At 62.8% G+C, this 14946-nt stretch carries 11 protein-coding genes; all 11 read left to right on the forward strand.

All coding sequences use genetic code 11. From position 1 onward, the window contains the following. Positions 1 to 235 precede the first annotated feature (235 nt). The gene (locus Q0025_RS11275; protein WP_297299089.1) at positions 236 to 1078 is read left to right on the forward strand and encodes a universal stress protein; all 843 of its coding nucleotides are present in this window, start codon (positions 236 to 238) and stop codon (positions 1076 to 1078) included. Positions 1079 to 1148: 70 nt separating this feature from the next. Beyond that, positions 1149 to 2300, forward strand: coding sequence for an efflux RND transporter periplasmic adaptor subunit (locus Q0025_RS11280; RefSeq protein ID WP_297299091.1), 1152 nt, complete (start codon positions 1149 to 1151; stop codon positions 2298 to 2300). Positions 2301 to 2308: 8 nt separating this feature from the next. Continuing rightward, on the forward strand, positions 2309 to 5455 hold the full coding sequence (locus tag Q0025_RS11285; protein ID WP_297299096.1) for an efflux RND transporter permease subunit: 3147 nt from the start codon (positions 2309 to 2311) through the stop codon (positions 5453 to 5455). Positions 5456 to 5564: 109 nt separating this feature from the next. Next, positions 5565 to 6878, forward strand: a complete 1314-nt coding sequence (locus Q0025_RS11290) for an Nramp family divalent metal transporter (RefSeq protein ID WP_297299098.1) — start codon at positions 5565 to 5567, stop codon at positions 6876 to 6878. A gap of 211 nt (positions 6879 to 7089) precedes the next feature. Beyond that, on the forward strand, positions 7090 to 8544 hold the full coding sequence (locus Q0025_RS11295) for a carbohydrate porin (RefSeq protein WP_297299100.1): 1455 nt from the start codon (positions 7090 to 7092) through the stop codon (positions 8542 to 8544). A 74-nt stretch (positions 8545 to 8618) separates the two neighbouring features. Next, the gene (locus Q0025_RS11300) at positions 8619 to 9731 is read left to right on the forward strand and encodes a hypothetical protein (RefSeq protein ID WP_297299102.1); all 1113 of its coding nucleotides are present in this window, start codon (positions 8619 to 8621) and stop codon (positions 9729 to 9731) included. 154 nt (positions 9732 to 9885) lie between these two features. Then, positions 9886 to 11163 (forward strand): iron uptake transporter deferrochelatase/peroxidase subunit, encoded by a 1278-nt coding sequence (gene efeB / locus Q0025_RS11305; protein WP_297299104.1) that lies wholly within the window; start codon positions 9886 to 9888, stop codon positions 11161 to 11163. 633 nt (positions 11164 to 11796) lie between these two features. Continuing rightward, on the forward strand, positions 11797 to 12549 hold the full coding sequence (gene exbB, locus Q0025_RS11310) for a tonB-system energizer ExbB (RefSeq protein WP_366939452.1): 753 nt from the start codon (positions 11797 to 11799) through the stop codon (positions 12547 to 12549). A gap of 5 nt (positions 12550 to 12554) precedes the next feature. Next, positions 12555 to 13013, forward strand: coding sequence for a TonB system transport protein ExbD (gene exbD / locus Q0025_RS11315; RefSeq protein ID WP_297299109.1), 459 nt, complete (start codon positions 12555 to 12557; stop codon positions 13011 to 13013). Beyond that, positions 13010 to 13831 (forward strand): energy transducer TonB, encoded by an 822-nt coding sequence (locus tag Q0025_RS11320; protein ID WP_297299111.1) that lies wholly within the window; start codon positions 13010 to 13012, stop codon positions 13829 to 13831. The genes exbD and Q0025_RS11320 overlap by 4 nt, the downstream gene beginning before the upstream one ends. A 156-nt stretch (positions 13832 to 13987) precedes the next feature. After that, positions 13988 to 14866, forward strand: a complete 879-nt coding sequence (locus tag Q0025_RS11325) for a 3-hydroxybutyryl-CoA dehydrogenase (protein ID WP_297299113.1) — start codon at positions 13988 to 13990, stop codon at positions 14864 to 14866. Positions 14867 to 14946 lie beyond the last annotated feature (80 nt).

The raw sequence follows: 14946 nt of genomic DNA on the forward strand, positions 1-14946 counted from the left end.
GTTTTCCAATCGCATCCGATGATCCGAAAACCGCTTCGCACTTTTCGGTCCGATGTTCTCGTTTTCCAATCGCATCCGACGATCCGAAAACCGCTTCGCACTTTTCGGTCCGATGCTTTCGTTTCCAATCGCATCCGATGATCCGAAAACCGCTTCGCACTTTTCGGTCCGATGCTCTGGCCTTTGTCAGCGGCCGGAATTGGGGCATCATGCGCGCTCAACACAGGCAAAGCTCATGAAGTCCATCCTTGTTCCGGTCGAGGCGCATTCCGGCATGGCGGCCGTTCTCGAGACGGCGCGACTGCTGGCGCAGAAATTCGGTAGCTATATCGAGGGCGTCGCGCTCGGCCCCGATTTGACCCAGATCGTCGCAGCGGATTTCTCGCTCGACGGCATCGTCTTCGACGACGCGGTGCGGCGCGACATTTTCGACGAGGCGCGCCAGATATTCGAGAGTTTCATGCATGATTCGGGCATTCCGCCGCATGGTGGCCCGCCTGACGACGCGACGGCGCCGTCCTATGGCTGGCGGCGGCCCAACCTCGTCTCCGACACGGGCGTCGGCGAATATGGCCGGGTCTTCGATATTATCGCGGTCGGCCGGCCGAGCCCCGGCGTCGAGCAGCCGCGCAAATCGACGCTCGAATCGGCGCTGATCGAAAGCGGCCGGCCACTGCTCATCGCGCCGCCGCGGGCGCCCGGCCGGCTCGGCGAAACCATCGCCATCGCCTGGAACCGCAGCCCGGAGACGGCGCGCACCGTCGCCTTCGCCCTGCCGTTGTTGAAGGCGGCGAAAGATGTGCCCGTGTTCACCATTCCAGGCTACAGCTTGAGCGGGCCGGATCACGTTCAACTGGTCGAGAATCTGCAGCGCCATGATGTCCCGGCGCGCGCCGTCGATGTGCATGAAAGCGCAAAGACGCCGGGCCTCGCCGTGCTCGTCACCGCGCGCGCCGTCGGCGCCGACCTGTTAATCAAAGGCGGCTATACGCAAAGCCGGCTGCGGCAATTCATCTTCGGCCGTGCCACCGGCCAGATTCTGGCCGAGGCCAATATCCCGATCTTCATGGCACACTGACCGCTCATTGCCTCCAACCGGCATTCAAGGCTAGGGTTTGGCAATATCCGGCACGGGTTCGAGGGGACGTATGCTGGCGATTTTTAAGACGGGGGCGCGCGTCGCGGCGCTTGGGTTGCTGACGCTCGCGGGCGCGTGCCAAAAGGAAAACACCTTCGTGCCGCCGCCCCCGCCCAAGGTCGGCGTCGCCTATCCGCTCGAAAAAGCGGTCCAGCCTTATCTCGAGGCAACCGGCAATTCGACGGCGATCAACAGCGTCAATCTCGTCGCGCGCGTGCAAGGCTTCGTCCAAGAGATCGAATATAAAGACGGCGCCGCGGTCAAAAAGGGCACGCCGCTCTTCATCATCGAGCCTGAGCCCTACAAGCTGAAGGTCGATCAAGCCAAAGCCGCGCTCGACGGCGCCAAAGCGCAGCTTCTGCAATCGCAGACCGAATTCGGCCGTCAGCAGGCGCTGGCCTCGCGGCAGATTTCGACACAGGCGACGCTCGACCAGGCGCGCGCGACCCGCGACCTCAATCAGGCGACCGTCGAACAGGACGAGGCCAATCTCGAACAGGCGCAGATCAATTATGGCTATACGCAAGTCGTAGCGCCCTTCGACGGCACGGTGACGCAGCGCCTCGTCTCGATCGGCGAACTCGTCGGTGTCAGTTCGCCGACGCAGCTTGCAACGATCTATCAGCTCGATCCGATCTGGGTGAATTTCACCATCAGCGAGCGCGACGTGCAGACGATCCGCGCGTCGATGGCAAAACACGGCATCACCACCGCCGACATCGTCGGCAAGGTGCCTGTCGAGGTCGCGCTGCAGACCGACCACGGTTTCCCCTACAAAGGCGTGATCGATTATGTCGCGCCCAACGTCGATCCTTCGACCGGCACGCTGAACGTCCGCGGCATTCTCGACAACAAGAACCACCAGCTGCTGCCCGGCTATTTCGTCCGGGTCCATGTGCCCCTCGGCACGGCCAACGCGCTGCTCGTGCCGGAAGAAGCCATCGGCGCCGATCAAAGCGGCCGTTATGTGCTCGTCGTCAACGCCGACAATATTGTCGAACAGCGCAAGGTGACGATCGGCGAGACCTTCGGAGGCTTGCGGCGGATCGAATCAGGGCTCACGCCGAAGGATAAGGTCATCGTCGTCGGGTTGTTGCGTGCGGCGCCCGGGCAGAAAGTCGAGCCGCAATTGCAGACGCTGCCCGGCAGCGACGCCAAATAGGCCGCGCGATGATTTCGAAATTCTTCATCGACCGGCCGATCCTCGCCAATGTCATCGCCATCCTGACCCTCGTGATCGGCGGCGTCGCTCTGTTCAGCCTGCCGGTCGCCGAATATCCCGACATCACCCCGCCGACGATTCAGGTGACGACTAATTACCCCGGCGCCAGCGCCAAGACCTTGGTCGAGACGGTGGCACAACCGATCGAACAACAGGTCAACGGCGTCGAAGGCATGATTTACATGCAATCGACCAGCGCTTCCGACGGCAGCTATACGCTGACCGTGACCTTCAAGATCGGCACCGACATCAATTTCGCGCAGATCCTGGTGCAGAATCGCGTCGCTTCGGCGCTCGCCTCGCTGCCGCAGGCCGTCCAGTCGCAGGGCGTCACGGTCCAGAAGAAATCGACCGCGGTCCTCCTCTTCGTCACGCTCTATTCGCCCGACTCGCGCTACAATTCGCTCTATCTCGCCAATTACGCGACGATCCATCTGAAGGATGAACTCTCGCGCGTGCCGGGCGTCGGCAATGTCAACGTCTTCGGCGCCGGCCAATATGCCATGCGCATCTGGCTCGACCCCAACAAATTGCATGCGCGCTCGCTGACGACGCAGGATGTCATCTCCGCCGTGCAGCAGCAAAACGAGCAGGTGACCGCCGGCCAGCTCGGCATGCCGCCGGTGAAGGCCGGCCAGGCATTCCAATACACGCTGAACGTCGCCGGCCGCCTCGACGATGTGCGCCAGTTCGAGAACATCATCGTCAAGACAGGCGCCAACGGTGCCGTGACGCGCATCCGCGACATCGGCCGTGTCGAACTCGGCGCGCAGACCTATAGCCAGGCCTTTTCACTCGACAATCAGCCTGCCGCCGGCATCGCCGTCTACCAATTGCCCGGCGCCAATGCGCTCGAGGTCGAACGCGCCGTCGATGCCAAGATGAAGCAATTGGCGAAGGATTTCCCGAAAGGGCTCGTCTATTCGGTGCCCTTCGACACGACGACCTTCGTCCAGGCCTCGGTCGAGGAAGTCTATAAGACCTTGATCGAAGCGGCGCTGCTGGTGCTCGTCGTCATTCTGGTCTTCCTGCAGGATTGGCGCGCGATGCTGGTGCCGGCGACCACCGTGCCGGTGACGATCATCGGCGCCTTCGCCGCCATGGCGGCGCTCGGCTTCAGCATCAATCTCTCGACGCTCTTTGCGATCATTCTGGCGATCGGCATCGTCGTCGACAACGCGATCGTCGTCGTCGAAGGCGCCGCACACCATATCGAAGCGGGACTGACACCGCACGACGCCGCCATCAAGGCCATGCAGCAATTGCTCGGGCCGATCCTCGGCATCACGCTCGTGCTGATGTCGGTGTTTTTGCCGGCTGCGTTTTTGCCTGGCCTGACCGGGCGCATGTATGCGCAATTCGCGCTGGTCATCGCGGCGACGGCGTTGATCTCGGCCGTCAATGCGATCACCTTGAAGCCGACGCAATCGGCGCTCTGGCTGCGTGCGCCGAAACCGCCCAATGAGCGCAACGTTCTCTCGCGCGCGTTCAACCATGTCTATGGACGGGCCGAAGCCGGCTATATGTGGCTGATCCGGCACCTCACCGCCCATAGCCACGTAACCGTCGCGATCGGCCTCGTCATCGTCGTCGCGGCGATCTACGGCATCGCCCGGATTCCGACAGGCTTTCTACCGCTCGAGGACCAAGGCTATTTCATCGCCGCGGTCCAATTGCCCGACGGCGCTTCCCTCGAGCGCACCGAAGCGGCGATGAAGGATGTTGCCGACGTCCTCGCCAAAGTCGATGGCGTCGAGCATGTCGTCACCGTCTCGGGCGTTTCGGTCCTCGACAACAGCGCCAGCCTCGCCAATGCCGGCGTCGCCTATATCATTTTGAAGCCTTGGAACGAGCGCGGCACGAAGCTCGGCCTGCTGCCGATGTATATGAGCCTCAATTCGGCGCTGGCGAAGCTCGAAGAGGCGCGCATCACGGTCGTGCCGCCGCCGCCGATCCAGGGCGTCGGCAATGCCGGCGGCTTCACCTTCCAGCTTGAACTGAAAGACGGCAGTTTCGATCTGGCGAAACTGCAGAGCATCACCAACACCGTCGTCGCGGCTGCCGCCGGCCAGAGCGCATTGCAGCACGTCTCCTCGCCGTTCCGCGCAACCGTGCCGCAGCTCGCCGTCGACGTCGATCGCACCAAGGCGGAAAGCCTGCACGTCACCGTACAGCAGGTGTTCGACACGCTGACGTCCTATCTCGGCTCGACCTATGTCAACCAATTCAACAAATTCGGTCATACCTTCCAGGTCTATACGCAGGCGGATTCGCAGTTCCGCGTCAATGCGATGGATGTCGAAAACCTGCCGGTGCGCAATCAGAACGGCGACATGATTCCGCTCGGCACGATCGTCCATCTGGAACCCGATGTCGGCCCGTCCCTGATCAGCCTCTACAATCTCTACCCGTCCTCGACGATCATTGGCATGCCCGCCGCAGGCTATAGCTCCGGCCAATCGATGAACCTGATGGAACAGGTTGCCGACAACGAGCTGCCGCGCGGCACCGGCTATGATTGGACGGCCATGTCCTATCAGGAGAAGATCGTCGGCTATCAGATGTTTCTGGCTTTCGGCCTGGCCCTGCTGCTCGTCTATCTCGTGCTGGCGGGGCAATATGAAAGCTGGCTCTTGCCGCTCGCGGTCATCCTCGCAGTGCCGCTGTCGCTGGTCGGCCCGGTGTCGGTCTTCACGGCACTGAAGATCGACAATAATCTCTACGTGCAGATCGGTCTCGTGCTGCTGATCGCGCTATCGGCCAAGAATGCCATCCTGATCGTCGAATTCGCCCGCGACCTGCACAATGAAGGCAAGGATATCATCGAGGCGGCGCGCGAGGCGGCGCAGGCGCGCTTCCGGCCGATTCTCATGACTTCTTTCGCCTTCATCCTGGGCGTCGCGCCGCTCGTCGTTGCCGAAGGGGCCGGCGCGAATGCGCGCAAATCGATCGGCATCACGGTCTTCACCGGGATGCTGGCTTCGACCTGCCTGGCCGTTCTCTTCGTGCCGGCTTTCTACGTCCTGGTACAGACGATCCAGGACCGCCGCAGAAAAGAAAAACAGCCGCCGGCCGCGCCGGATCCTGCGGCTTAGCTCCCGCCCGCCGCCCGCAGGCGCGAAACGCCGCACCTCTTGACCTCGATGTAGCCAAGGCTACATTAAGGTGCAAGGCGAACATTCTGCCGGGCAGTCGGGATTGGCAATGACGGACCAAGCATGTGCGCGGCTGACATTATCGGAGCGGACGACCGCGGCGATCGCCGACGTGCTCGCCGGCCGCCGGTTGAGGCTCGCCGATGCCTTGCTCTTCGGCGGTCCCGCCGTCATCGCCTCGATCGCCTATATGGACCCCGGCAATTTCGCCACCAACATCCAGGCCGGCGCGCGCTACGGCTATGCGCTGCTTTGGGTCGTGGTCCTCGCCAATCTCATCGCCATGCTGTTCCAGGCTTTGTCGGCCAAGCTCGGCATCGTCACCGGCAAAAATCTCGCCGAACTCAGCCGGGCGCATTTCCCCAGGCCTGTCGTCATCATCATGTGGATCGTGAGCGAGATCGCGGCGATGGCGACCGATCTCGCTGAATTTCTCGGCGGCGCGATCGGCTTGTCGCTTCTGCTGCATCTGCCGCTCATCGTCGGCATGGCCGTGACCGCGCTCGTCACCTACAGCATTCTGCTCGTCGAAAAGAACGGCTTCCGGCCGATGGAGCTCGTGATCGGCGTGCTCGTGGCGACCATCGCGCTCTGCTATGTGATCGAAGTCTTCATTGCACCCGTCGCTTGGGGCGCGGCGGCCTATCATTCCGTCGTGCCGTCAGTGCCCGACGCGGCGGCGCTGACCATCGCCGTCGGCATCATCGGCGCGACGGTGATGCCGCATGCCATCTATCTGCATTCCGGCCTCACGCAAAACCGGTCTCCGGCGCGCAAGGAAAGCGAGCGGCGGCGGCTCGTCCGATTCTCCAATATCGAAGTGCTGATCGCGCTTGCGGTCGCCGGCCTCGTCAACATGGCGATGGTGATGATGGCGGCAGCCGCCTTCCACGCCGGCCATAGCGATGTTGCGGAGATCGAAACCGCCTATCATACGCTGTCGCCGCTGCTTGGACCGCTGGCGGCGGGAATCTTTCTCGTCTCGCTGCTCGCCTCGGGCATTTCGAGCTCTGCCGTCGGCACGATGGCCGGGCAGATGATCATGCAGGGCTTTGTCGGCTTTCGCATCCCGATTTGGGTGCGCCGCCTCGTCACGATGATTCCGGCTTTTGTCGTCGTCGCGCTCGGCGTGAACGCGACGCAATCGCTCGTCCTCAGTCAGGTCGTGCTGTCGATCGCCCTGCCGGTGCCGATGATCGCTCTCGTCCTGTTCACGCGCCGCGCCGACATCATGGGGCCTTTTGCCAATAGCAAACTGACCGATGCCGCGGCGATTTTGGGCACGATCGTGATTGTGATTCTCAATACGATTTTGCTCTTGCAGACCGTGGGCGTCGGCATTCCGGGCCTGTCATCAAGTTGATATACACAGCATCGATTTATTTAGAAGCATTCTTGCCCAATTCTTAGAATAGTTCCTTTCTCGTCGGCAATTATTGACTGGCGAATATTTGGGCCATAACCGTCGTCCGAGATTGAAATTCTTGCCGCGGGGGCCGCAAGGGATGCGCTGCTTAACTCGTCGATCATCGCAAATGGAACCATCGCGAATTGGTCCATCGAGAATCGTATCCGTGAGAACGGTCGAAGACCGGCGCCGGGCGCGTCAGCTCGGTCTCGCCACCGGGGCAGTCAGCGCGCTGCTTTTCGCGACTGCGGCGCGGGCCGATTCTTCGCCGCCGGTTGCGCCCCCGCCAACCTTCAGCTTCGGCGATCTTTTCGCCCCGTCGCGCACGACGCTGCTCGGCGATGCCGGCGGCCTGCGGCCGCTGCTTGCAAAATATGGCATCACCTTCACGCTCTTCGAGGAGAGCGAGGTCTTCGGCAATGTCAGCGGCGGCTTCAAGCGCGGCGCCGACTATGACGGCGTGACGACGCCGACGGTGATGCTCGACACGAGCAAGGCCTTCGGCTGGACCGGCGGCATGTTCGAGGTCAGCGGCTTACAGATTCACGGCTCGAATCTCAGCGCCAAGAACCTTGGTGCCTTGCAAACCGTGAGCGGACTTGAAGCTGCCGATTCCACGCGGCTCTGGGAGCTCTGGTATCAGCAGACGCTCGGCAACACGGGCTGGGACGTCAAGGTCGGCCAGCAGAGCCTTGACCAGGAATTCATCGTCAGCGCCCAGTCACTGCTCTTCCTCAACACGTCGATGGGCTGGCCGCTGATCCCGTCCGTCGATCTTTATGCTGGCGGTCCGGCCTATCCTCTGTCGTCGCTTGGCGTGCGCCTGCATGGCCAAGTTGTGCCGAACGTGACGGCGCTCTTGGGCGTCTTTGATGACAACCCGCCCGGAGGCCCCTTCAACAATGATTCGCAATTGCGCGGGCCCGAAGCCAACGGCGTGCGTTTCAGCCTCAATACCGGCGCGCTCGCCATCGGCGAATTGCAATATGCGCTGAATCCGGCGCCAACCGACCCGAAGGCGAAAGCGAGCGGCCTGCCCGGCACCTACAAGCTCGGCGTCTGGTACGATACGGCGCCGTTCCCCGACCAGAGAGTTGGCACCGACGGATTGCCGCTCGCCGATCCCGCGAGCAATGGCGTCGCCGTCGCGCATCGCGGCAATTATGGATTTTACGGCATCGCCGATCAGATCATCTGGCAGCCCGATCTTTCCGCACCGCGCGCGCTCGGTGCCTTTATCCGCCTGATGGGTGCGCCGCTCGGCGATCGCAATCTCATCACCTTGAGCGCCAATGGCGGCCTGACGCTCAAAGCGCCATTCCAAGGACGCGACGGCGACATTGTCGGCCTCGGCTTCGGCTACGGCCTCATCTCCGGCGGCGCGCGCGGTTTCAACATTGACCAGGCTGTTTATGCGCCGGCCGGAACGCTGTCGCCGATCCGCTCCTCGGAAACCTTTATCGAGACCTTCTACACGATCAACCTTGCGACCTGGTGGCAGATCACGCCCGACTTCCAATACATCTTCAATCCGGGCGGCGGGATCGTGAATCCCTTGGCTCCGAACACGCTTGTTCATGACGAGGCGGTGTTCGGCGTCCGCACCACCATCGCCTTTTAGAACTTCGAATTCCACTGCCGCGCCGAAACACCCGCGCGGCGCCGCTTTGACGACTGTGAGTGACGAGAATGCGTATGAACGGAAGCGCTAAAACCTATCTCTGCTGGCTTTCGCTGGTCTCCGCGGCGGCCTTTGCGACGCCGGTCGCGGCCAACCCGCCGAGCTTTCTCGACACATTGAAAAAGACCACGACGCTCGCCTCGACGGTCCCGGCCAATGGCGATGTTAATCCTTATGCGCTGATCGTGGCGCCCGTCTCGATCGGCAAGATCGAAAAGAACGATGTGCTCGTCGACAATTTCAACGACCGGAACAATTTGCAGGGCGTCGGAACGACCATTGTCGACTATAGACCGGCGACGGGCGCGATCACTTTGTTCGCTTCGGTGCCGAAGACTTTGGCCGCCTGCCCCGGAGGCGTCGGCCTGACAACGGCAATGGCCGTGTTGAAATCGGGCTATGTGATCGTCGGCAGCCTGCCTTCGACCGACGGTACGTTCAAGACCGCGGGCCCCGGCTGCCTCATCGTCTTTGATGCCAATGGCAAGTTCATCAAGACCTTCGCCGGCGGCCCTATCGACGGCCCGTGGGGCAATACGGCGCTGGTCGATCATGGCGACACTGCGACACTCTTCGTCTCGGAAATCGGCGCCGGCAAAGTGCCTGCGGCAGCGCAAGCCGGCAAGCTCGCCTCGGTCATCCGCATCGATCTCGCGATCGGCACGGACGGCCCCTCGATCACGAAGGAGACGGTGATCGGCGACGGCTTCGGCGAGCGCGCCGACAAGGACGTGTTCGTCATCGGCCCGACCGGCCTCGTCCTCGAAGGCGATACGCTTTACGTGTCCGACGCGGTCGGCAATGCGGTCAACGCTATTCCGCAAGCCTTGACCCGAACGACAAGCGCCGGCACCGGTACGGTGATTTCCAAGGATGGAAAGTTCAAGCGCCCCTTGGCGCTGGAGAAGGCGCCGAACGGCGACCTCTTGGTGATCAATGCGCTCGACGGCGAGATCATCGAACTCGATCCGGCGACGAAGGCGCAGGTCGCTGCGCGCTGGATCAACACCAACCGCGCGCAGACGCCGCCGGGCAGCGGCAATCTGTTCGGCGTTGCCCTGACGCCCGACGGCAAAGGCATTTATTTCGTCAATGACGACGTCAATACGCTGGCCGTCGCGCGCTAATTTCGACCTGTTCTAATCTACTGGTTTTTCAGCAGAATCCGGTGGCGGCCGCGACAAAAATCATCTACCGCCTGGGCCGAGACCGCGCGGCGCGCAGAAGCGCCGCGCTCATGACAAAGTGCCGAACTGTCGGCGAAGCATCGACGAGTTTAATATGAGCAAGTCCGGCAAGGACATGAACAATTCGCGGCGAAACTTTCTTGTCGCCGCCGGTGGCGCGTTGGCAGCCGGCGGCATCGCCGCCCATGCGCCCGCCGCAGCGGCACCGGAATTAGGCACCGCCAAGCCGGCCGCGCCGAGCGATGACATCGAGCCGTTCTACGGCCTGCATCAGAGCGGCATTGCGACGCCGGCGCAGACCCAGACTTACTTTGCCGTGTTCGATCTGCAGACCGAAAAGGTCGACGACGTGAAAGCGTTGTTGCGGCGCTGGACCGACGTCGCCGCCAGACTTTCGACCGGAACCACGGATCTTTCGCCGACGCCCGCTGTGCTGAAGACGGACAGCGGCGAAGCTCTCGGGCTTGGCCCCAGCCGGCTGACCTTGACCTTCGGCTTCGGCGCCGGGCTTTTCGACAAGGCGGGCAAGGATCGCTACGGCCTCAAGAGCAGGAAGCCGGAGGCGCTGATCGATCTGCCCTATTTCAACGGCGACCAATTGATCGACGGTCATACCGGCGGCGATCTCTCGGTTCAGGCCTGCGCCAACAATCCGCAGGTCGCCTTCCATGCGGTCCGCCAATTGGCGCGCGAAGCGCAGGGCATCGCGACGATCCGCTGGGCGCAGAGCGGCTTCTCCGCCCAATATGGCGACAAGGCCCCGCGCAATCTGATGGGCTTCAAGGACGGCACGATCAATCCGGCGACGCCGATCGATTACGATCGCTTCGTCTGGGCCGGCGATGAAGGCCCGGCATGGATGCGCGGCGGCAGCTATGTCGTCGCCCGTGTCATTCGCATCGCGCTCGAACATTGGGATCGTATGGATCTCGATTATCAGGAGCAGACGATCGGGCGGCATAAATTTTCCGGCGCGCCGCTCGGCGGCGCGAAGGAAGCCGATCCGCTTGATCTCAGCGCGGCGGACAAGGACGGCAATCCGCTGATTCCGGCGACGGCGCATGCGCGCATCGCTGCCGCGCAGATGAACGACGGCATGCAGATCCTGCGGCGCGGCTATTCCTATAACAATGGCGCGACCTTTGTCGCAGAACGCTGGCCGCCCTGGCATCAAGGCATCGAATATGATGCCGGCTCGCTCTTCGTCTGCTATCAGCGCGATCCGCGCACCGGCTTCGTCAAGATTTTCGACAAGCTGTCGAAGCTCGATGCGATGAACCAGTTCATCACGCATATCGGCAGCGGCGTGTTTGCTTGTCCGCCGGGCATCGCGCCGGGCGGCATGATCGGCGAACGATTGTTCGGCGCCTAGAGCGGGATGCGAAAAAGTGTCCGCGGTTTTTCGCAAGAAATCTCGCTCTAAACTTTTAGAATCGATCACGTTTATGCTTTCGGATCGATTCGATCCGAAAGCATTGTGATCTTGAGCGGCTACGCTCGGGAATTTTTCCCGCGACGGCTTCCAAAGTTTCTCGAAAGAAGCGAGAAGACTTGCCGCGGGGCGCGCTGTAGAAGGGCAGCGGACCGGGGAAGAACCAAGATGTCGCTCAATCGCGCGAATATTGCTGTGCGCTGATTGACCCCGGACATATTGCCACGCAAGCTGGCAAGCCATCGGGCGGGAAGGCAAAAAACAGGGATGGAATTCATGTTTGATGCGCGTCGCGTTAAGGCCCGGTTCGGCAGATTCGCTCTCCCCGCACTCTTCACCCTAATCGCAATCCCGACCTTATGCTTCGCGCAGGCGCCGGCGCCGCAAACCGCTCCGAACGCCGCAGCCGCAGCATCGGCGCCCGCGGCGACGCCTTCGCCAAGTCAGCCCCCCCTGCAAGCGGCGCCGGCCGCGCCACAAGCTGCGCCAGCCTCGAAACCGGCTGCGCCGGCAAGCGTGTCAGCAAGCAAGCCCGCAAGTCAGCCGGCAAGCGAGGCGCCAAGTCAGCCCGTCATGGCCGCGGAGCCGTCCCTCTCGATCACCGCCCACCTGCTGCCGCAAAATCTCTCGCCGTGGGGCATGTTCCTCAACGCCGATATCGTCGTGAAAGTGGTGATGGTCGGCTTGGCGCTGGCTTCGCTTGCGACCTGGACGGTCTGGCTCGTCAAGAGCCTCGAGCTTTTGACGGCCAAGCAAAATGCCCTGAAGCAGCTTGCCATTCTGGCGCATGCGGCGACGCTGGATGCGGCGCGCGCCGATCTCGGCCATGGCAGGGGCCCGGTGGTGCGAATGGTCGATGCCGCGGCAGCCGAAGTCGATCGTTCGGCCGATCTCAATGCCGATGGAATCAAGGAGCGCGCGGCGGCGCTGATCGAACGCATCGAGGCGCGCGCCGGGCGCGCGGTCAATCGCGGCACCGGCATCCTCGGAACGATCGGTTCGACCGCCCCCTTCATCGGCCTCTTCGGCACGGTCTGGGGCATCATGAACAGCTTCATCGGCATTTCGAAGACGCATACGACCAATCTCGCCGTCGTCGCGCCGGGCATCGCCGAAGCCTTGCTTGCCACGGCATTCGGCCTCGTCGCCGCCATTCCGGCGGTCATCATCTACAATGTCTTCGCCCGCAGCATTTCGGGCTACAAGGCCATTCTTGGCGATGCGGCGGCGGAAATCCTGCGCCATGTCTCGCGTGATCTCGACCGCGGTGCTCCCTCGGTCAGCGAGAATTGGCACGTCGTCGGCATGCGCCGCCCGGCGGAGTAAGTGCGATGGCCGTCAAGCTCTCGACGGGCGACGATTCGCTCGAAGAAAATCATGACATCAACGTTACGCCGTTCATCGATGTCATGCTTGTGCTGCTCATCATCTTCATGGTCGCGGCGCCGCTGTCGACGGTCGATGTTAACGTCGATTTGCCGGCTTCGACGGCGCAGGCGGCGCAGCGGCCCGATAAGCCCGTTTTCGTCACAATCAAGCCGGACCTCACACTCGCCGTCGGCGAGACGGCGGTGAGCCGCGATGGCCTCGCAGCCGCGGTGAGTGCGGCGACGGGCGGCGACACGCAGCAACGCATTTTTCTGCGCGGCGATAAGACGATCGCCTATGGCAATGTGATGGACATGATGAACGTGCTGCGCAAGGCCGGCTATCTGAAGATCGCGCTGGTCGGTCTCGATGCGTCGCAGGCGCCGGACCAAAGCGGAGCCGCGTCCCCTTCGGCACCATGAGCTTTGCCCAAACCATATTGCCGCCGCGAGAACACTCCGGCTGGCATCGCTGGGGCATAGCGGCGCTGATCGTCGTCGCCGTGCATGTGGCGCTTCTCATCGCTTATCTCGTGACGCGGCCGGAAGAGCGCCCGCCCGGCGCGCCGCCCGATGCCGTGATGATCGATCTCGCGCCCGTCGCCGTCGCGCCGCCGCCGCAGGACGAGGTCGATACGCCGCCGCAGCCTGATCAAGTGGAGCCGGATCAGCCGCCGCCGCCGACGCCCACTATTCCGCCGCCGCCGAACACGCCGCCGCCAACCAACGACACGACGGCGCCGCTCGAGCCTGACGTGCAGCCGGCCCCGCAGGCGGAAGTCGTGATGTCGGCACCGCCGCCGCCCCCTCCGCCGAAGCCCGTCGTCGAAAAAACGACGAAGACGCCAAAGCCTGCCCACCATCTGCCCAAACCACAGCGGCGGATGAAATCGACACGCGCCGATCTCAAACATGCCGAGCGCCAAGCGGCTCCTGCGGCCGGCCTCAACGGCGCCGCCGTCGCCGACTGGAAGAGCGAGATCGTGATGCGGATCATGGGCGCCAAGGAATATCCGGAGGAGGCGCGCTCGCAAGGCCTTGGCGGCACCGCTCTCGTTGCGTTTTCGGTCAGCCGCAGCGGCGCCATCCATGGCGTGCGTCTCGCCCGAAGCGCCGGATCTTCCATCCTCGACCGGGCGGCAGTCGCGACGGTCCAGCGCGCCAATCCGGTGCCGCCGGCGCCGGCGGGCGTCAACGGCGGATCATTTACCGTGCCGATTCATTTCAGCGTCGGGCACTAAAGCGCAAACCGGCTTCACATGATCTTTGACGCGGCGTGCTGAACTGGCGTAAGTCCTCGCCGGACCGTCGCCGGCTGGCTCTTGGCGCGACATTCGCAAGGCGGCGATATTCGCTCTGGCGGCCGCGCCCCGCCGTACCTCATTCGGGTAAGACCCATGGCTGACATCAAGAAAGTCGGAATTATCGGGGCCGGGCAGATGGGTGCCGGCATTGCGCAGGTCTGTGCCGTCGCCGGTTTCGACGTGGCGCTGAACGATATTTCCGAAGAGCGGATCGACCACGGGCTCGCGACGGTGAGCGGCAATCTCGCCCGCCTCGTCGAACGCAAGCAGATCGATGAGGCTGCGGTGCAGACGGCCCTGAAGCACGTCAGCCGCGCCGCCGACTACGACGCCTTCGCCGATTGCGATCTGGTCATCGAGGCCGCGACGGAAAGCGAGCCGGTCAAGCATTCGATCTTTCATAAACTGTCGCCGAGCCTGAAACCCGGCGCGATGCTTGCGACCAACACCTCATCGATCTCGATCACGCGGCTTGCCGCGGCGACCGACCGGCCGGAGCAGTTCATCGGCATCCATTTCATGAATCCGGTGCCGCGGATGCAGCTGGTCGAATTGATTCGCGGCATCGCCACGGACGACGCGACCTTCAATGCGGCCAAAAAGCTGATCGCCGCGCTGGGCAAGTCGGCGATCGTCTCGGAGGATTTTCCTGCCTTCATTGTCAACAGAATTCTGCTGCCGATGATCAACGAAGCGATCTATACGCTTTACGAAGGTGTCGGCTCGGTCGACGCGATCGACACCGCCCTGCGGCTCGGCGCCAACCATCCGATGGGCCCGCTGCAGCTCGCCGATTTCATTGGTCTCGACACCGTGCTTTCGATCATGCAGGTTTTGCACGAGGGGCTCGCTGATTCGAAATATCGGCCCTGCCCATTGCTGGTGAAATATGTGGAAGCCGGCTGGCTCGGCCGCAAAACCCAACGCGGCTTTTACGACTATCGCAGCGGCACGCCCGTGCCGACCCGCTGAGCTGTCCCGCCCAGACTTTAAAGCTTCGCCACCGTCTCGTTCACAGGCCCGTCATGCGGGCATGACAGACAGATTCGGTC

It is taken from the genome of uncultured Methylovirgula sp. (assembly GCF_947646745.1).
Classification (GTDB): domain Bacteria; phylum Pseudomonadota; class Alphaproteobacteria; order Rhizobiales; family Beijerinckiaceae; genus Methylovirgula.